The sequence below is a fragment of the Pedobacter lithocola genome (assembly GCF_042650845.1).
Classification (GTDB): domain Bacteria; phylum Bacteroidota; class Bacteroidia; order Sphingobacteriales; family Sphingobacteriaceae; genus Pedobacter; species Pedobacter lithocola.
The window spans coordinates 196,072-215,893 of sequence record NZ_JBHSBW010000013.1; the positions used below are offsets into that span (position 1 = coordinate 196,072).

Genomic DNA, 19,822 nt, shown 5'->3' on the forward strand with positions numbered 1-19,822 from the left:
GGGCTGGTAATCAGGGTATTCCAGTAAGATCCTCAATACCTAGTTGAGAAGTAGCTTTCGGAACTGAACCGGGCTTAATCCGGCCTCTCTTTTAAAAAGCCTTGAAAAATAGGGCAAATTTTCGAAACCCAGGCTGTAAGCAATTTCTGCGACAGACTGGCGTTCCGATCTTTTAAGCCTGTTTTTAGCTTCCAGAATTAACTGAATATGTATCAGTTCCAAAGCTGTTTTACCGCATTCCTGCTTTAAAAGATCACTGAGATACCTGGGAGAAATATTGAGCATTTCGGCTATATTATGAACAGAGGGCAGCCCCTTGGTTTGAAGAGAACCATTGGAAAAATACAAATTGAGTTCATCCCGAAAACGGGTAACCATTTTTCCCGCAAGTGCTTCTCGATTAACGAACTGTCGTTTATAAAAGCGCTTTGCATATTTAAGCATGGAATCAACATTCGCTAACATCAGTTCGCGGCTAAACTCGTCAGGATTATTATGATATTCATTTTCCAGGATGCGGTACAACTCCCAGACCATCTGTTCTTCTTTCGGAGAAAGGTGCAGGGCTTCGTTTGTTTCATACTCGAAAAAATGATAGTTCTTTATTTCTTCATACAACGGGTGACCAGCAAGAAAGTCTTCGTGAAAGAATATCAAAAAACCGGCTTCCTCGAGTTCTAATTCGCTCATCTCAATCACCTGTCGTGGCCTTATAAAAAGCATGGAGCCGCACTCGTGATCATAGCGAGTGCGTCCATACTTAATAATACCTGATTTTAGTTTTTTGAAACCGATCATATAGAAGTCACCGGTGAATTCCCTGTTGCCGAGCAGGCATGTACGCTTACATTGATATAAGCTGATCAAAGGATGCTCTGGCGGAGGGAAACCGTTTTCACGGTATAATCCACTTAGGCTTTTATAGTGTTTCATATCCTAAAGTTAGTTTAATTTAATGCTTATCGATTGATATTATCTGCGATTTACGCTCCGTGTGCTGCATCGGAAATTTCTTTAAAATCGTTCCAACTCTTCACGCGTTGCTCATAAACACTGGTGATAAATGGGTGAGCCATTTTCCCCAGCAATAAGCGCAATGGTGGGCTTTCGCTTTCGATCATATTGACCACTGCTTTAACTGTTGCTTCCGGCTTGCCCCAGATATCAGGGGTTAGACTTTCATTAAAGGCTTTTTTGAGGGGCTCATAGGTTTCCGAAGCGTCGGTCTGAACAGAGGAGGCGCCTGACCAATCGGTGGAAAATCCGTTTGGCTCGATCATGGTAACATTAATTCCAAAATCTTTCACTTCGCTTGCCAAGGTTTCACTTAAGCCTTCTACAGCAAATTTAGAGGCATTATATAGCCCGAGCACCGGCAAAGTAACTAAGCCTAATATGCTTGAAACCTGCACGATGTGACCGCTTTTTTGAGCCCTCATTACTGGCAGGACGGCCTGGGTTAGCCAAAGCAGCCCAAAAAAGTTCGTCTCCATTTGCATGTGGGCCTGTGCTTCTGTGGTTTCTTCAATGGCACCGAACAGACCATAACCTGCGTTATTTACCAATACATCTATTGCTCCAAAATGCTCATGAACTTTGTTGATGGCTAAGAAACAAGCGTCCCGGTCGTTTACATCTAGCTGTAAGGGAAAAACCGAATCCCCATATTGATGAACCAGATCATCAAGGTCGTTTACATTTCTGGCAGTTACAGCTACCTGGTGACCATTATTTAAAAGGCCTTGTGCCCACAATTTTCCAAAACCTCTTGAGGCCCCGGTTATTAAGATTTTCTTTGACATGATTTCTTTGTTAAAAAGTTACATGACAAAAGTCCATAACCATGAACACAATAATTTATACAAATGTTGGGACTGCTGATACACTTTTACGGCCGAATCGATATTTAAACCGTTTGTAAACTATTCACTAAACTACACTCGATCTTTTTAGCTTCTACGCCTAAGACAAGCATTCGGAATAGAAAGTACTGAGGCCTTGATAGTCAGTAAGTAATGGGATTTTAGTAACAGATCAGCAACAAAAAATCGTACTATTGCGACAGTGTGCTAGCGGAAGCGGTTTTTCATTGGTAATTATTAATTCGATTATTAATTTACTGCCTTAGAGACATTGTTTAACCAATTTGTTATATGAACCTATTTAAGGTTGATACCGGGATTTATTTTACTTTGTGAAAGCCCGTACGTTAAGATCATCTACCGTTACTAAGGCGTTATAAGCCCTTAAACCTACGCTACCAACTTTAAATTCATTGTCGGTAGCGGTGATAACCGGCTTGTTACTGTTATTAACGTACACTTTAAAGCTGTCGCCGACAGCTTTAATTGAAACGTTATAAATTTTGTTCATTTCTAACGGATAATTGGAGGAAGAGATTGCTTTCCATTGGTTATTACTTGACTTTCCAAACGTTAGTGTGCCTGCCTTAGCATTCAGGCCAACATAGTAGCCCTTGTATGCTTCTGATCCTATTGCCGGCTCAGTTACTCTGAATAATAAACCGGCATCGCCTGCTGTACTTATCGATATGTTAGCACTGTATATAAAATCAGCAAATTTAGTGGCTGTTGCAATTGCTTTTATACCAGGGCCTGAACGGCCATCTTCATTAGGAGCAGAATGGATGGCATTATCTTTATAATACCATGCACCTCCGTATACCACCAGTCCTTTTGAAGTATTGTGATCAAAGTTTTCCAGATAGTTCATATCTGTATATTTCGGCATTCCGATTGTTGGAAATATACTAACGCGCAAGTTCGTTGCCCCAAAAGGAACTAAGGTAACCTCCTCCGTTTTTTCATTCGAAAGTACTGGGCTAAAAGGAACATCAAATGCCGCAGTGCCTTTATAATCCAGCGTCCATGAAGGGATCAACTTTGCCTTCATTTTAAGCTTTAAGGGTGCTTGTTCTTGAACAAAAGGGTTTTCTGGTATTGAGGATCTTACTAATGTGACGTTTTTATTAATGTCGCCACTTTCCGTCAATAAGCCATAATTCCAGGGGGAGTTTGGAGTGATCTCAGTTTCATAGAAACCTTTTACTGAGAATTCTTTTATATTTTTTTTCTCTTCGTCGATCTTCAATGCGAATACTAACGGTCCCCTTTCAATACTTATGCCGTTATTAACTTGTTGCTCGGTTTTAAGGTGCATAGGAAACTCAAGCACGATTTGGTCCCTGTTGCTCCATTTTCTTTTTATTAGTAACTGCTCACCGCGTTTCACCCCAGAGACTAGTTGCCCGTTGATTTTAACTACAGGCTTAATACACCATGACGGAATTCTAAATCTTAACGGAAAGTATGTGGGTCTATTCAATTTAACATTCATCTTTATCTGCTCCTCGAACGGATAACCGGTCTCCTCATCAATTGTTACCTGCGCGTCTTGAGCCACTCTTGCTGTTACGGTCATTGGTCCGTAAGTAATAACGGACAGACCGCCATCAGGTGTAGCTGCCCAGCTGTTTTTAACAAAATAAGGCCATCCCATATGCATGTTGTATCTGCAACAAGGAAAGCCCGAGTATGGGCCGGGAACTATACCGTTTCCATAATCCTGGTTAAACCCATGCGGACCCCGCACACTGATTACCTGATTAGGTAGCGTATAGTAGGTGTGTTGTTTTAAGTCCTTACTATATTGGGCAGGTAGGGCGTTAAATGCTACTTTTTCAAGTTGATCGCCTATTTGGACATCGTGAAGTATTCTTGATGCAGTCTCCAGACTTTGCATCCATTCTACAACGGTACAGGTTTCAACACCTTGTACAGAGCTTTTCCCTGACAATCTTTCGGTGCCTGATGCAAGGCCATGTGGCTGGCCGTTATGTTCCAAAAGGTGGCTTATCCCGTTTTCTAAAGCATCAGTATAATAAGCTGATTGATTGATCTGCGAGTATATAGCGGGAAATTTCAAGGCCTGGGCTACATTGACCATATGCTTTGGCTGGTAATCATTGCCGAAATAATCGAACTGATTTCTATTAAAAATATCCGCCCATGGGTAAGATTGGTTTTTTAGTTTTTCCGCGAGCTGAAGTAAAAACTTTTCTCCAGTTTTATTATATACCCACAAAGCAATTTCTATGTTGTCACCTGCCCTGGATTTGCCCCATTCCTTTAATGGATCCTGATCGAGATTGGCAAGTTCATATTTCAGATACTTTGACAAAAACGGGATAACTCTTGCATCGTTTGTCGCTTCATAATAGCTTTGTAGCGCATACATAAAAGGCATTCTTGGCCACCAGTCTTTCATTTTTACCGGTCCGAACAGACCACTTTCCTGTTGATGATCCAACGTGTAATTCATCCATTTTTGAGCCTTCGCTTTCAATGTATCATTATCTAAGGTGTAGGCCAAGGCAACGAGCCCTTTTAAGTAATATGGTGCTTTTTCCCAGCTGTTCCCACTACCACCCAACCAGTCTGCGTCTTTTCCAAGATCATTCTTTCCTGGATAGAGCTCTTCTGCATTTCCTGTAAAACCATCTTTTTGCAGTTCAAGTTGCTTCAGCAACCAGCCTTTTGCCTTAATGCTTCCCAGCGGCAGTTGAACGTATACATCCTGTTTTAGTGGCGCTTTATTAAAGCTATACAAGGTTGATTTTTTTTGTTGTGCAACTGCTGCGTTACCCATAGCAAAGGTCAACATTGAACATGCGGCTAAGCGCACTATATACCTGGTTATCATATTTATTTGTTATATATCTTTACCGCTCTCAATTGAGCGTAATTAATTCATTAATTAAGTCGGCTATAAATGCGCTTTTGCAAAGTCTAATTAGTAGTCAACAGTTTATTCAATAGAAACTTTTTTAGAGTATGGTCATAACTTTCAAATAAAGGCAGGCAACCATATTATAAAGGTGCCTGCCTCATGTTATATTATCACAAAGGTGTTCTTAATTAAAGCCACACAACAAACTTGGTGTCCACCTGTAGCTGTTGAACAAAGAGCTTACACTATACAAATTTCAAAGACCATTAGGTAAAATACGTTGAATTAGTTAAACAATTACCTGATTACCGGGAATTGTGAAATTCTCAATTGTGTACAGCCATAAGGTATCAAAGTTATTTCTTCCATGTTCTTTTCGGTTTCGAATTGAAAGATAGTACTGAACGGTACTGGTCCGGCCATTTCATTATAAACTTGCCACGACGGTATCCGTCTAGCCTTAGTCGTTATCTTGATAGGTGCGTTTTCCTGGTTCCACGGATATTCCGCCAGTTGTCCGTTGCTCTTTTCAACTTTAAAGTTCTCTGCCAGCTTATCGTTTCTCACATTGGTGAGCCCATAATTCCATGGCGTAGTTGGCTTGATCTCATAATAGTCAGGGCCATATTCCTGCGGATCCTTCTCGTTTTTCACGAGTTGTTTGTCTTCCCCAATCTTAAGCCCGTACACCAGCGGGCCGCGCTCGATCGATACCGAGTTTTCGTACCAATTATTCTTATAGATATGCATTGGTAAGACCAGCTCCAAAACATCTCCATTTTTCCATCGCCTGGCTACTTTAACGACCTTGTTACCAACTTCTTCACTAAATGCCTCCCCATTGATCTTTATAGTAGCCTTTTTGCACCATGTTGGTATCCTTAAATGAAACGGAAATTCAACTCCGGATTTGCTGCCGATCTGCATTTTAAACCGAACGGTTTCATTGAAAGGGTACTCAGTTTCTTCTACAACAGTTACCGGAACATTGCCAGAAACATTCAAACTCACTTCAGCAGGAGAATAAACAAGCGCGGCAATACCTTTGTCAGCCGTGGCATAGAACAAGTTTTGCACAAATTTGGGCCATCCCTGATGCATGTTAGATGTACAGCAAGGGAAGCCCGTAAGTACGCCATAACACAGGTCAGTACCATGATGATTTACCTCGAAGTTTCTTGTCTTACGGGTGGCGAGCACCTGGTTTGCCTGCTGAAAATATTGATGCGTAACGAAATCATCGGACGCCTGGGCGGGTAGGGCATTAAAGGTGATTTTTTCCAGTTGATCAGCGAACCGGATATTTCCGGTAATTTCCAACATACTTTCTAATGAAAACATCATCTCTACCGCAGAGCACAACTCTGATCCCTGTGTGGGGTTATTGCCATGAAGTGCTTCATCTCCGCCATATAATCCATGAGCCATCCCGTTGAACTTGATAAGGTCATCTAATCCTTTTTGAGTTGCATCCAGATATTTTTGTTCACGATGGTGCTGGTAATAAATGATCGGCTCTTTAAATCCCTGAGCAAGGTTAACACAATGTAAACTAGCTTTAGTAGACAGCATCGGCGAGTTGGCAAATGCCTTTGTATAATCAAATGTCTGTTTATGGATGAGGTCACCCAGTTCAAGCAGAAAGCCGTCTTTTGTAATGCCATGTAACCAATACACTAACATAAGATTATCACCTCCTCTGTAACGAGCCCAGAATGTCCAATTGTCAAGCGGTTTGTTTGGCAGCTCCTTCAGCTGATACCGAAAGTAGTTCGTCATCAACTTGATAATCCGCTTATCGCCAGTTGCTGAATAATATTGTTTCAGCACTTTAAGCATGACCATTTTTGGCCACCAGTCCTGCGCGTTATCACGCTGTAGACCATTTTCGGGCTCATAATCTTTAGAAGGCCCGAAATATCCGTCAGCACGCTGGCTAGCAATTGACCACTCAATCCAAGGTTTTACCTTTGCTATGAGCTCTTTATCATTAAGTATATACGCTAATGGCAATAAACCATCTAGCCAGTATGGGCCGCGTTCCCACTGATCACCATCGCCACCCAGCCAACCATTCCTCTTACCCATAACGGCGGGGTACAACTGCTCTAAGTTGCCAGTAGAGCCAGTTTTTTGACGAACGAGCATCTCGCGAAGCCAGCCATGCGGTTTGATCGTTCCAAGTGGTAGCTCTTGGTAGGGGTTGGTAGCTGGTGCATTGGTTTGGGCAGCTACTGTTATAGTACTTAAAAGAAATGCGGATAGTAAAAGGATCTGAAACCTCATAGATATATATGTATTTAGTTACTTAATTTTGGATTTGAGTTGATCACAGATTGCGGTATCATGAATGTTGACCTATCATCACCTGTTGGTTTGTGCGACAACCAACTTTTGCTGGTGAACACGCCAAACCTGATGTTATCACGGCGACGATGGCCTTCCCAGGCAAACTCCCAGCCTAATTCGTCATGGAAACGACCAAATTGAACCGGTTGGGTGTTACCTGGGTTGGTTACCACATAATTCTCTACAAAGCCGTATTGGTATTTTGTGTTTTGTGACAGTTCAGCACCAGTCACCGTTGCTTTAGAGGCGTTGCTAAAGCTGCGAGTGCGCACTTGAGTAACCAACAGCGCCGCTCCGGATGCGTTACCACTTCTCAATTGGCATTCTGCTTTCATAAGCAGCACCTGGGCATATCGAAAATACGGAAAGTCATTTCCTAAATCATAGCGACTTCCTGTTCTCACATCGAATTTATTCATACGGTAACCCTCTGCTTCACCAGTAAACAAGCCATCAGGTAAAGCTTTAGTAAATATAAGTGGTTTTTTATCCTGATCATAAGAACCGACAAGTACGGTAGTTCCGTTAGCAGCAAATTGGGGTCCCATCAACCATGTATTGGCTAAACGTTGATCATCTGGATCGTAAGTGTCGATAAATTGTGGAACGCCCTTAGCTGAACCCGCTCCCCAAGGTGAGGCTTGCAGGAGTACTTTGTCTTTTAGTGCGCCATGCCAAGAGAACATTTCCGGGAAAAATCCGCCCGCTACGTTCTCGTCAAAGGGGACCGCAAAAATAATCTCCGGAGAGTTTTCGTTTACCGTTGTGAAGGCCTTTCGGTAATCTGTGTCCAGCTTATACTTACCGGAGGCGATGATATCGTCACATTCTTTTTCGCATTCAGCCCACTTCGCCTGACCGGTGTATACTGCACTATTTAAATAAACATTTGCCAGTAGCGCCTTTGCACCCCATTTATTAAAGCGGCCGTAATAGAGTTTATTATTTTCCTCACTGAGCAAGGGTATTGCCGTCGTTAGGTCATTGATGATAAAATTGCAGATATCTGCCCTGCTCGTTTTGGAAGGAAGTACGGTAGATGTAGAGGTAACCAGCGGCGCGTTACCAAAGTTGTCGCAAATCAGCCAGTAATTAAACGCCCTGGCGACTTTCATCTCGGCTACCAGTTGCTCCCTCGTAACACCTGTTGGCACCGGAACGACCCCCTTTTCCAGTTGTTCAATTACCCGGTTCGCGTTGGTCACGCCCCGGTACAGCGCATCCCACATGTTTGCCAGCTGGGGGTTTTCGGAGTTCCAGGTATGCAGGTGCATACGTTTGAAGATGCCACCGTCATCCCAGCCCGAAGCGTTTGCGGGCATCACCAGTTCATCCGAAGTGGTCTCCTGGATCATGTAATAGTTTGTATGGCCAAACAAACCACGCATATTGGCGTATACGATACCAATCGCCTGATAAGCGTTTTTGTATTCATAGGTCTTTTGGGTAACATCCGAAAATACCTCTTCGTCGAGGTTATTATTACAGGAAAAGGTTAGACCGACAAGTGCAGTCAGAGTTATTGTTTTTATGATCTTTTTCATGAGATTTTATTTAAAAATTCAACATAGCACCAATTGTGTAGGTAGATGTCGCCGGATAACGGTTTCTGTTATCTAACCCGGGCGTAAGGCCCGCCATGCTAACCTCCGGGTCGATACCTTTATACTTAGTAATGGTTGCAATATTGGAACCAGACAGATACAATCGCATCGATTTAACAGGCGTATTCTTTAACTTTAAGTTATAGCCAAAAGTGATATTATCGATTTTCCAATAATCACCATTTTCGATGTAATAGCTGACATAGTTCAACGACTGGTTATCTGCCAGAGGCCGTTTGCCATAGACATTATCGTAGGCTGTTGATAGCACATTGCCGCGCGTGAGCATAACAGGTGCTTCGTAGAACATCCTGGAAGTGTTTAATATCTGAAATCCAAAAGCCCCGCGCATAATAATGTTTAAGTCGAAATTTTTATAAGCGAACGAGTGGTTCCAGTTTAGGAAATGCTTAGGCAGGCCGTTGCCGATCACTTGTTTGTCATCTGCCTGTTGCTGTGCGATCGGTTTTGGTTTTCCATCCTTACCTTCAATGATCCAGTAACCGTTCTGATCAATATCCAGAGACTTAAAACCCCAGAAGTTACCAATTGGCTGCCCGATCTGCACCCTGCTTATGCGTTGTTGAATAGGCTCTCCGGTGTCTCCGGCATCGAAGTATCCGCTGGCCAATTGAAAGTTTTCATCTGATAGCGATACGAGTTTATTTCTATTTGTCGAATAGTTGATAGTCGTATTCCAGCTAAAATTAGTGCGCTCTATCGCACGGAAATTCAACTGTACCTCGATGCCCTTGTTCTCCATAGAGGCTGCATTTGCGCGAATTGTATTATACAGGTACGGTGGAGTCGGCACCGTATAATCTAACAGGAGGTCTTTTGTTGTCCGCTTATAGAGGTCGATCGCACCGGTAATACGGTTATTCAGGAACCCAAAATCAACGCCCAGATTTGTCTCCTGTTTTCTTTCCCAGCGTAAATTAGGATTGGCATTGGTAGATGGATTTATAGCCTGTATCCATTGGCCGTTAACCAAAATCTGGGTATTGAAGTTCAATCGATCCAACGACATGTACGGCTCCGAAGGTTCGGTGCCGGTAATACCATAACCGCCCCTGATTTTTAGTGCGCTAACGACTTTGCTATCACTCAAAAATGATTCACGGATGAGGTTCCAACCTAGTGAGACTGCCGGAAAGCTACCGTATTTGTAATTAGTACCAAACTTAGATGATCCTTCCCGTCTGACACTGGCCATAAGCAGATACCTGTTTTTAAAACTATAGTTTAGGCGAAAAAAGTAACCTACTAGTTTGTTTTCACGCTGGTATGAGTTCTGCTGCGCTTCCCCACGTTTCAGGGCCAGTCCGGCACCCATATTGTTATAAGTAAAATCATCTGCCGGAAAATCCCAATTCTGCATATAATAGTCCTGATAATTTGTCTGTCGCCAACTGTAACCTCCAAGGGCAGTAAAGTCGTGATCATCAATCGCCTTGCTATAAGTGGCCGTCAGTTCGGCAAGGTCTTCAACGGACCGCGTAGTACCCCTTGAAGCATAACCATTGCGACGATCACGGCGAGTAGACAAATGTTGCTTGGATTCGTAATAGCCTCTGGTGCTGTTAAAAAGATCGCGCGAACCTAAAAGCATAACTTTTAGATCATTAATTGGGCTGTATGTGATTGTGCCGAGCGTACGGAAGTTACTGTTTTGAATAAGCCCGTCGGTTTCTTCCAGTAGGGAAACAGGATTGGCATAGTCTGTTTTATCTGTATGTTCCGTCCAGTTCCCCTGCGCGTCACGAATTGGGTCAGTTGGATTGTAGGTGAGCGCGTTACGATATACGTCTGTTCTAAATGCGCTCCCGTCTGCCCCTGAGAAATATTCCTGCTGGTACCCGTTTAGGTTAACGTTAAACTTTAACTTTCCATCGAACATCTGGTGGTTAACCTCCAACCTCGGATACATGATGTTATTGTTGGATTTTCGAATCAAACCTTCCTGCCTGCGGTAATTAAAGTTTGCAATATAGTTGGTCTTATTAGTCCCGCCTTTCAGACTTGCATTGTAAACCTGTGAAAATGGGGTTTGTGTAACTTCTTTTAACCAATCCGTACTTGCGCCATAATCAAAGGCACCGATCTTTTTCATTGATACTAGTTCACGGTACTGACTTGGAGACATAAAATCCAGTTTGCGCGTGATCCGTTGCGTAGTAAAGTAACTGTTAATCTCCAGCGTCGGTGGCGTTTCTCCGTTGACCTTTTTGGTCGTGATCAAGATTACGCCGTTTGTTCCGCGCGTTCCGTAGATAGCTGCGGCAGAACCATCTTTTAGAACATCGATCGATTCAATGTCTTCAGGGGCAACGGTTGTCAAAGTCCCTGGAACGTTGTCGATCAAAACAAGCGGCTCTCGGCCCGAAACGATCGTAGTGATACCACGCAGGTTAATCTGCGAGACACCGGTGGGATTTCCGTCAGGCGTAACGACGCTTAAACCAGCTACCTTACCACGGAGCAGTTGACCGGCGTCCGTTACTGCACCCTTTGCGAAATTTTCAGCTTTAACCGTGGCAACAGCACTGGTCACACGTTCGCGCTTTTGTGTTCCATAGCCTATTACTGCAACCTCATTGAGTGAATTAGGCACGGCGATCATTTGGACGTTGACGATCCGTCTGTCCCCGATCGCAACTTCCTGTGTTGTGAAACCTAAATAGCTAAATATAAATACGGCAGACACATTGTTGACAATGATTGCATAATTGCCTTTGTCATCGGTCACTGCACCTGTATTTTGACCTTTTACTTTGATACTTACGCCAGTTAATGTTACTCCTGCCTGATCAGTCACCTTACCGGTAATACGCAGTTGCTCCTGTTGCCAGTAAAAGGATGACGATAAGTGGGCTTCCGCTGGCTTACAGGTCGAAATCAGGATAGCCAGCCATACAAAAGCCACCCTATATTTGGGAATCCATTCCGCCCAAAAAAATTGTAATTTTTTTTTCATAATTGGTTTATTTGGTTAGCAGGTTTAGAATGCACAATAGTCTTAATGATCAGTTAACTGACCGAACCTATTGCAGTCTTACAAATTAAAGGCACTTATCGTTCAATGACTTAACTGACGGTATCAAATGCTATTCAAATCGTATCATATTGACCGTTCTGACTTTCCAAGTTCTCTATTAAAATATGTATGTGTAAATTTGATATACCGATATGTCCGTTAAATTAAAAATCATACATCTGCTGCTATTCCTGTTCGTCAGTTACAGCAGTGCTGCACAGCCGTATTACTTCAAGCACTACCGCGTGGAGGACGGATTAGGCAACAATACTGTTTTTTCACTATTGCAAGACCGCAGAGGTTTTATGTGGTTTGGCAGCAAGGAAGGTTTAAGCAGATTTGATGGCTATACGTTTAAAAATTTTCGAGATAAAAGGTTTCCGGAACCTATACGTGGCTTTATTTTACAGATCATAAATGCCGAAAATGGAGCACTGTGGATCGGTACCAGAAAAGGTGTTTTCAAGTTTGATGAGAGAACCGAAACATTTACTGCGGTAAAGGCTGTCCCGGAAACTGAGATTGAACACATTGAAACTGATACTGCTGGCCGGTTATGGGTATTGACCAGTTCAAAGCTGTACCGTTATGACGGCGGAAACAAAAGCATGATACGGTATCTGAAAGATGAGCATTCGCCAGTTGCATCTTTCACCTGTCATGGTAATGAAATATGGGCCTGCACAGACTATGGATCCGTTTACAGCTATAATTCATCTAAAAACCTTTTTTTACCCCAGAACCAAGGAATCAAGTCATTAGAGAATGAAGTTAGTCGTGTCATTAAAATCTATCGCTCAGATAACGTTCTTTTTATTGGGGCAACAACCGGTTTGCTAGCATTCGACGTGCACTCAAAAGTTACAATTCCTGTAATATATCCTGCCCCTTCCAGTGAACCTGTATTTGTGCGTGACATAGCAAGATATACCGATAACGAAATATGGGTCGCTACTGAATCAGGCTTGTATATCTACGATTTAAAGCTTAAAACCATAACTAACGTTCGGCAGAATTATACAGATCCGTACGCGCTATCTGACAACGCCATTTACGCTCTTCAAAAAGATAGTGAAGGCGGGATTTGGTTGGCCACCTATTTTGGCGGCGTTAATTATTATCATCCTCAACGATCTATTTTTAAAAAATATTTTGCCAATTCTTCTGTGAATCGCATCAGCGGAAATGCTGTACGAGAAATACGCAAAGACGCTAACGGTAACCTATGGGTTGGAACAGAAGACGCCGGGTTGAACAGGATAAGCGCAGCGACGGGCGCAGTCACTTCGTTCAGAGCTGGTGCCGGCGACAGTGGCATTAGTTCAAATAATATTCACGGTTTGCTATGTATGGGCAAAGAACTATGGGTCGGAACCTTTGAACGCGGCCTCGATGTGCTCGACATCAATACCGGAAAAGCTTTACGACATTACAAGGCAAAAGACCGACGCAGCGGTTTGAAATCAGATTTTATCATCTCTATTTTCAAAACCAGAAAAGGTCAAATATTTGTAGGTACAAACAACGGGGTTTACATTTATGAACAGGATAAAGATACTTTTAAGCTTGTTGGAGGCTTGCCATCTTACCTGTATGTCAGCACCATAATTGAGGATGACAATGAAATACTTTGGATCGGAACTATAGGAGAAGGTGTATTTAGCTATAACCCAAGGTTAAAAACATATACTAATTACAGACACAATCCAAAACTCCCGAACAGCCTAAGTAGCGATATGGTTTGCGGTGTTTACCAAGATAGTAACCGGGATTATTGGTTTGCCACTGAAAACGGCGGACTTACCCACATGAGCAATAACGCGAAAACATTCACCCGCCTTACGACGGATGATGGTTTACCAAGTAATTTGGTGTTGGAAACACTAGAAGACAAGCAAAAAAATCTCTGGATTACTACTTCCAAGGGGCTGGTGCGCTTGAACCTGTTTAGTAAGCAAATGTCCTTGTTTACCAGGGCACAAGGCCTCCTGACGGATCAATTTAATTATAATTCAGCCTTCAGCGATGGGAATACGCTTTATTTCGGGACAGTTGCGGGGCTAATTAGCTTCAAACCAGAGGAGATAAGCACGGGGACAGTAGTTCCGCCAATATACCTAACCAGTTTTCAAATTGATAACCATGAACTTGAGATTGATAAAACTATTTTAAAAAAAACCATCACTAGCACAGATTCAATTGAACTGCGGCATGATCAATCCACATTTAACCTTGGATTCGCCGCGTTAAGCTTCATATCGCCACAGGTTTTACGATATGCGTACAAATTAGAGGGTGTAGATCACAACTGGAATTATCTGAACAGTAACCGGCGCGTTTACTATACAGAACTATCTCCCGGCACTTACACGTTTCGGGTTAGATCAGTAGACGCCACTGGAAAAAAGGGGGCCGAAAAAGTCCTTGTAATCAACATACATCAGCCCTACTGGCTTAGTGGTTGGGCTTGGATATTATACGCATTGTTGGCGGCAGCATTGATTTATTGGGGTTTTACAAGTTATCACCATAGAATTAAGTCAAAAAGTAGAAAGAAGCTTGAACAACTTGAACTGGCTAAAGAAAAGGAGGTCTACCATGCTAAGATCGAATTTTTTACCAATGTAGCGCATGAAATTAGAACACCGCTCACGCTAATCAAGGGACCGCTTGAAAACGTAATGGATGATGTTGGTGATAACAAAACTGTACAAAAGAACCTAAAAAGTATAGAACGGAATACCGACCGTCTGCTGGCGCTTACAAATCAGCTCCTCCATTTCAGGGCCACAGAAACCAACGGATTGAACTTGAGTTACGTGCAGATGGATATTTCCAAATTTGTAAAAAAAATAACGGGAACCTATCAAGTAATGTCCAGGGAAAAGGAGCTGGAATTTAAGACACAAGTTCATGAGCCACGCTTGTCCGCTTTTATTGACTTGGAAGCTTTTACCAAGATTATGGACAACTTAATTAGTAACGCGATCAAATATGCAGAGAAAATGGTAATTGTTGAACTGTGTGCTGTGATAATTGGACCCAATACGTTTACGATCAGCATTTGTAATGACGGCTTTCTAATACCCGATACTTTGAGAGACAAGGTATTTGAGAGTTTCTACCGGATACCTGACTCTGCACATAAACCCGGATCTGGGATCGGGCTGTCTCTGGCAAGGTCCCTGGCGGAACTTCACGGTGGTTCCTTGGTACTTGCGGCTTACAACGGCAAAACAAACGTGTTTCTACTCACTTTACCCATCCATCAGGATGTAGAATTTAAACTTTCGAATCTGACTAAAGTGTTATGAAACCTCTAATACTCCTTATAGATGATAATGCCGAGATCTTGGAGTTCATAGAAGACTCCCTGACGAAGGACTATGATATTATTAAAACGCAAGACCCTAGCAAAGTTGACTTTATACTAAAAAGAAATCCCGTTAGTCTGATCATTAGCGACGTAATGATGCCGGTAATAGATGGTTTTGAATTATGCAAACGCTTAAAAGCAAGTACACAGTGGAATCATATTCCACTACTGTTGCTAACGGCCAAAAACACCTTATTGTCAAAGATCGAAGGATTGGAGATCGGTGCCGACGCTTATGTAGAAAAGCCATTTTCGCCTAGACATCTAAAAGCGCAGATTGCCAGTTTGCTAACGAACAGAAGCATGATCAAGGCTTACTTTTCCCGTTCACCGCTCATCCACTTTAAATCGATCGCAAATAACCGGGAAGATGAAGTGTTCATGGAAAGACTAAATCAGGTTATAATTGATAATATGGAAAAATCAGATCTGCAATCTGAACACTTGGCAGACGCGTTATTCATCAGTAAACCAACATTGTACCGGAAAATTCGCTCTATTACGGAGGTTAGCTTAGTAGAACTTATTACAGTAGCCCGCTTGAAAAAAGCGGCGGAACTGCTGGCCACTGGCGACTATCGAATTTCAGAAGTGTCAAACATCACGGGATTCAATTCTCCCAACCATTTCAGTAGAACTTTTTTAAGGCAATTTAAGATGTCACCAACAGCCTTTCTTAAATCCCTTTAAACTATCTAAACAGTACAACCTCCCTTAATGGAACTTAGATGAAACGAGGAAGATACTCTTTACATAGACATCGGTTTATCATTTTCACCTTCTAATCCTAGCTTGATTATAGGTTGTTTTGCGAGGGTTATATTACTTTTCTTAGATCTTTTGATTCTCTGCTTTGTATCTTTTATCTTTATGCCTTCGCAGGCTTGTTCCCTTGACTTTGGAGCCAACTTCGTCTGCGCCGCATCCAACGCTTCTTTCTTTGCCTTTAAAACCCCAATCTCCAGTTCAATCAGGTCGGCGATGTCTGCTTTGATCATCTTATAATTCTCTTCTACATCCAAAGCACTAACGTTTGCAATAGCTGGAATGGGTTGGTATTGATCTTCCTCAGCTTTGATGGCGGCATGATCGTTTTGTATCTCACTATGGAATATTTTAAGGTCGATTTTTTTATCCGGATTATCCGCTACCATACCTACAAAGGAACCCGAAGACAGGCCTGAGATCTTTGATGCGGGCACCGCGTATTCCAGTTGCGTGGATTTACTAACTGAAGTGTCCGCACTGTTGATGCTGACACTGTTGCGTTCCTGCATGATCTTACCTATCCGTTCGGAAAGTTGTTTGGCCGTGTCGCCGGTCACCTGCCCGCTAATGATGTTGCCTACAATATTCATGATGACCTCGGCCTGCTCGCGTCCGTAATCTTTCTTTAACTGGCTGTAATCCTGTATCCCTAAAGTAGTAGATACCTTATTGGAACGGGCCGTTGCTATCAGGCTGTCTATATTATTGAAGAATATAGTAGGGAACTCATCAAAGATCAAACTGCTTTTCAATTGGTTTTTCCGGTTCGCCAGCTTGATCACCCTGGAAATGTAAAGCGATAGTACCGCCCCATAGGTTTGCAGCTTTAGCGGGTTGTTACCCATGCAAACAACCTTGGGCGATAGCGGATTATTGATGTCCAGCGTAAAGTCGTTGCCGGATAGCACGTAATATAATTGCGGTGAGGATAAGCGAGCCAGGCTGATCTTGGCACTGGCGACCTGTCCCTCCAGCTGATCGGTGGCCTTGTTCTGGTAAGCCGAGATAAAAGGATTGATCAGTACCTTAATTTCTTCCTCTTCTTTTAATAACGGGAACAGCTCTTCATAATCGGCCTGCATGAGTTCGATCACGTGCGGTAAAGTACAATACCTGCCGTCACGGTACCTGCGCAGGTACCAGATAATGGCCGTTAAAAAATTGATCGGGCTTTCGACGAAGAACTCGCCCTGCTTTTTGATCCAATCCCTGTTCAATCCTAAAAGGATCGTCCTTGATGCTTCGGTCGCATCCGTAATGTCTTCCATGCTCTGCGGATCAAGCGGATTACTGCGATGGGTGCGCGACAGGTCATCGAAATTAATCAGGTAGAATTGTGGCTTCACCTTGAAATTATCCTTATACTTTAACAGCTTGTTGTAGGCGATCTTTGTGAGGTCATCAAACTTAAAATCATAGATGAACATGCTGAAGCCCTTTTTCAGGTGCTGGTCGATCACATGGCGGATCACAAAATAGGACTTACCGGCCCCTGGTGTACCGACTACGAGCAGCCCCCGAAAAGGGTTAATAAAATTGATCCAGGAATTGCGAGTTTTCTTTTTCAGCGCGTAGCGGGCTGGTAAGTTGATAGAGTATTCATTTTCCAATAGCCTTTCTTCTTGCGGGAAGGTTTCGTTTTCGGTATTGAAAATATCTTTTGTCAGTCCCAGACTGATCAGGCGGGAAAGCCGTACACCACCGGTTAGGATTAGCAAATAACCTATAGCAGTCAATCCGATATAGCTAACAGTAATAATGACGGGTGATGCCGTCAGATAGAAACATAAGCTACTGATAATATAGAACAACAAGCCTGCGCCCAGGTAAATGGCAATCACATCCTTTCTGATCTTTTCCTCCTTTTTGCCTTTGGCACCGATCAGGGAAATGAGCAGGAATACTAGTGCGGCCAGTTTGGGTTTGAACATGCCCATGAACAGCCCTGTCTTTCCGATGTTGAGCACAATGCGGGTGGTGATCTCCGCTGTTAAATGCCATGCCTGAAAGGCTGCATAACAACTGATGTAAAAATGGATACTAAGTATAAACAGGCTGATCAATCGCGTAAAGTCGATGATCTTTCTTAGTCCCTGGGTGTCTTCTCCGGTCTGCATAGTTGTATTTATTTAATGGTGAATGGATGATCAGAAGCGCATGCCCTTGCGTTTCTTTCGTTTTTTTCTAGGCATGAGCGGGCTGCCGTCCTCCCTGTTCGGGTTTTCCAGCAGGGATTGCAGTAATTTATCGGGTTCCCTGTGCAACAGGTTCGGCAGGTCTTTCTGTTCCTTTTCCAGCAGGTTCACCGATGGCCTGTTTTTGGTGAGCAGTGAGGTTTGTTGCAGTTTCACCTTTAATTTGTCTGTACTGGCGAACTGTTCCATCAATGCTTTAGCGCTGTACGCCTTTCCAAGATCGCTGCCATTGAATACCGTTTTCTTAACGTGGTCTATATAGGTGATGCCATAGGTGCGTCCCTGTTCGTTGGTACGAAAAGCTACTTCAACGTTCTGCTTTTTTAGTTCCGCCGAAAATGTGGATTTGCTGATCGCCGTGTATTTATTCAGCATTTGGTCGATGGTGTTTTTTAGTGGTTCTTTGTAAGCCTTACGTTTATCGATATTTCGCTCAAACTTCTTTTCAAGGTTTCGTAGCGTAGGTTTGCTATAAAAGGAACTGGCCTTGATCGGTACGCCAAGTGTTTTGCCACCTACGTCGATCAGCGAAAACATCAGGCCTTTCTTTTCAAACATGGCGGTATGCTCGGCACCACGCAAAGCAATTACGTTAAAGCTTTTGAGCACAGCATTGAGTTCGGCAAGGCTGGTATATTTATAATCCCTTGTTACCGCTGTCACTATGTTGCTGATCGCCCGTTTGGTGGGCAACTGTCCATATTGTGCCTTGGTCAGGTCGGCAGGCTTAATGCCAGGTTCTTGTTTGAACTTTTTGCTTTCCGCTCTGACCAGCTTAAACTCCTGTTCAATCGCCTTACGGGCAGGTTCCGATAGCAGTTTACCGATATTATGCAGGTCGATGCGTTCGCCTGCCGCTGTGATGTTGGTCGTGGTAATATGGATGTGCTGGTGCGCCGCATCGTCATGGCGGTAAACCAGAAAAGGCTGGTCGCCAAAACCTATCTTTTCCATATAGGCGATAGCAATGTCCTGCAATTTGCTGTTGCTCAATGTTTCACTGGCATCAAAGTTCAGCGAGATGTGCAGGGCATTGGTTTTTACGTTCGGCTTAAGTTCTGTCAGGTGATTAAAGCGTTGCAATTTCTGCTGAAAGTCCATCTTTTCTATATCACCTGCAAAGCCACTGGCCATGATCAGGCTGGCTTCGCCTGCGGTCACTTTGTTCTCGTTATAGTGCAGCATTCCCCTGATACTTTTTCCGGTGCTCATTTTTGTAACCATTTCTCTGCGAGTTTGGATATGATCTTTAGCAAGCGTTCGACCTTTACATCGACCTGTTTATAAAGTTCTGCTGCTTTAGCGACGTGGTAGGCCCGGCTTGTTCCGGTTCTGTCCTGGTTGAAGCTGCGTGTGATCTGGTTAATATTGACACCAATCGCTTTAAGTTCCTTTCGGATCAGGGCCAGTTCTTCCATGACAGGATTTAAGGAAACGTCGTGGTGGTAAAGGTTGATTTTTTGGCCGGACAGGATCTTTCTGGCTACTGCTGCGATGGAAAGATTTTTGCTGTCTTTTCGTAGTTCTTCCAACTGGTTATAAGTATTTTCAGTAACCCGGATGATGAGGTTCCGGCTGAGCAGATCTTCGGGGTCGTTCACTTTCTTTCGTGTCATAAGCTACACTTTTTGAAAGTTCAGGATTTGCGAGTTCCGAGCAAATCCCCTGGCCTCAAGGCCAGCAAAGATTCTTTTGCGCATGCAAAAGTACATCTTTGCTTAGACCACGCGGGCTAAAGAAAGCT

The 19,822-nt window shown here is 43.1% G+C and carries 11 protein-coding genes; 2 read left to right on the forward strand and 9 right to left on the reverse strand.

The features are described 5' to 3' along the window. Positions 1-39: 39 nt before the first annotated feature. From ACFOWA_RS14805 to ACFOWA_RS14830, 6 genes are all read right to left on the reverse strand, one after another. Complete coding sequence (locus ACFOWA_RS14805) at positions 40-933, reverse strand: helix-turn-helix domain-containing protein (RefSeq protein WP_378986465.1); 894 nt, start codon at positions 931-933, stop codon at positions 40-42. A gap of 50 nt (positions 934-983) precedes the next feature. Beyond that, the gene (locus tag ACFOWA_RS14810) at positions 984-1,802 is read right to left on the reverse strand and encodes an SDR family NAD(P)-dependent oxidoreductase (protein WP_378986467.1); all 819 of its coding nucleotides are present in this window, start codon (positions 1,800-1,802) and stop codon (positions 984-986) included. A 385-nt stretch (positions 1,803-2,187) separates the two neighbouring features. After that, the gene (locus tag ACFOWA_RS14815; RefSeq protein ID WP_378986469.1) at positions 2,188-4,683 is read right to left on the reverse strand and encodes a beta-L-arabinofuranosidase domain-containing protein; all 2,496 of its coding nucleotides are present in this window, start codon (positions 4,681-4,683) and stop codon (positions 2,188-2,190) included. A gap of 363 nt (positions 4,684-5,046) precedes the next feature. Continuing rightward, entirely contained in the window at positions 5,047-7,035 is a 1,989-nt protein-coding gene (locus ACFOWA_RS14820) for a beta-L-arabinofuranosidase domain-containing protein (protein WP_378986471.1), read from the reverse strand. A 14-nt stretch (positions 7,036-7,049) separates the two neighbouring features. After that, positions 7,050-8,642: a RagB/SusD family nutrient uptake outer membrane protein gene (locus ACFOWA_RS14825; RefSeq protein ID WP_378986473.1), complete on the reverse strand. Its 1,593-nt coding sequence runs from the start codon at positions 8,640-8,642 to the stop codon at positions 7,050-7,052. 10 nt (positions 8,643-8,652) lie between these two features. Then, positions 8,653-11,679, reverse strand: coding sequence for a SusC/RagA family TonB-linked outer membrane protein (locus tag ACFOWA_RS14830; RefSeq protein ID WP_378986475.1), 3,027 nt, complete (start codon positions 11,677-11,679; stop codon positions 8,653-8,655). A 212-nt stretch (positions 11,680-11,891) separates the two neighbouring features. Between ACFOWA_RS14830 and ACFOWA_RS14835 the strand changes: the two genes are divergently transcribed. Further along, positions 11,892-15,053: a ligand-binding sensor domain-containing protein gene (locus tag ACFOWA_RS14835; protein WP_378986477.1), complete on the forward strand. Its 3,162-nt coding sequence runs from the start codon at positions 11,892-11,894 to the stop codon at positions 15,051-15,053. Beyond that, positions 15,050-15,805 carry a response regulator transcription factor gene (locus ACFOWA_RS14840; RefSeq protein WP_378986479.1) on the forward strand — a complete coding sequence of 252 codons (756 nt, stop codon included), beginning with the start codon at positions 15,050-15,052 and terminating at the stop codon, positions 15,803-15,805. Before ACFOWA_RS14835 ends, ACFOWA_RS14840 begins: the two co-directional genes overlap by 4 nt. 59 nt (positions 15,806-15,864) lie before the next feature. On the opposite strand, the gene mobC (ACFOWA_RS14845) is transcribed toward ACFOWA_RS14840, so the two are convergent. The 3 genes from mobC (ACFOWA_RS14845) to mobC (ACFOWA_RS14855) are packed head-to-tail and all read right to left on the reverse strand — an operon-like array spanning position 15,865 to position 19,694. Further along, positions 15,865-18,000, reverse strand: a complete 2,136-nt coding sequence (mobC, locus tag ACFOWA_RS14845) for a conjugal transfer protein MobC (protein ID WP_378986481.1) — start codon at positions 17,998-18,000, stop codon at positions 15,865-15,867. Positions 18,001-18,030: 30 nt separating this feature from the next. Then, entirely contained in the window at positions 18,031-19,290 is a 1,260-nt protein-coding gene (locus ACFOWA_RS14850; protein WP_378986483.1) for a relaxase/mobilization nuclease domain-containing protein, read from the reverse strand. Beyond that, positions 19,287-19,694 (reverse strand): plasmid mobilization relaxosome protein MobC, encoded by a 408-nt coding sequence (gene mobC / locus ACFOWA_RS14855; RefSeq protein ID WP_378986485.1) that lies wholly within the window; start codon positions 19,692-19,694, stop codon positions 19,287-19,289. The genes ACFOWA_RS14850 and mobC (ACFOWA_RS14855) overlap by 4 nt, the downstream gene beginning before the upstream one ends. Positions 19,695-19,822 lie beyond the last annotated feature (128 nt).

Bases quoted from the DNA above. Each gene is read 5' to 3' on its own strand.
- ACFOWA_RS14805 (WP_378986465.1), bottom strand. From the start codon at position 933: ATGAAACACTATAAAAGCCTAAGTGGATTATACCGTGAAAACGGTTTC.
- ACFOWA_RS14810 (WP_378986467.1), bottom strand. From the start codon at position 1,802: ATGTCAAAGAAAATCTTAATAACCGGGGCCTCAAGAGGTTTTGGAAAA.
- ACFOWA_RS14815 (WP_378986469.1), bottom strand. From the start codon at position 4,683: ATGTTGACCTTTGCTATGGGTAACGCAGCAGTTGCACAACAAAAAAAA.
- ACFOWA_RS14820 (WP_378986471.1), bottom strand. From the start codon at position 7,035: ATGAGGTTTCAGATCCTTTTACTATCCGCATTTCTTTTAAGTACTATA.
- ACFOWA_RS14825 (WP_378986473.1), bottom strand. From the start codon at position 8,642: ATGAAAAAGATCATAAAAACAATAACTCTGACTGCACTTGTCGGTCTA.
- ACFOWA_RS14830 (WP_378986475.1), bottom strand. From the start codon at position 11,679: ATGAAAAAAAAATTACAATTTTTTTGGGCGGAATGGATTCCCAAATAT.
- ACFOWA_RS14835 (WP_378986477.1), top strand. From the start codon at position 11,892: ATGTCCGTTAAATTAAAAATCATACATCTGCTGCTATTCCTGTTCGTC.
- ACFOWA_RS14840 (WP_378986479.1), top strand. From the start codon at position 15,050: ATGAAACCTCTAATACTCCTTATAGATGATAATGCCGAGATCTTGGAG.
- mobC (WP_378986481.1), bottom strand. From the start codon at position 18,000: ATGCAGACCGGAGAAGACACCCAGGGACTAAGAAAGATCATCGACTTT.
- ACFOWA_RS14850 (WP_378986483.1), bottom strand. From the start codon at position 19,290: ATGAGCACCGGAAAAAGTATCAGGGGAATGCTGCACTATAACGAGAAC.
- mobC (WP_378986485.1), bottom strand. From the start codon at position 19,694: ATGACACGAAAGAAAGTGAACGACCCCGAAGATCTGCTCAGCCGGAAC.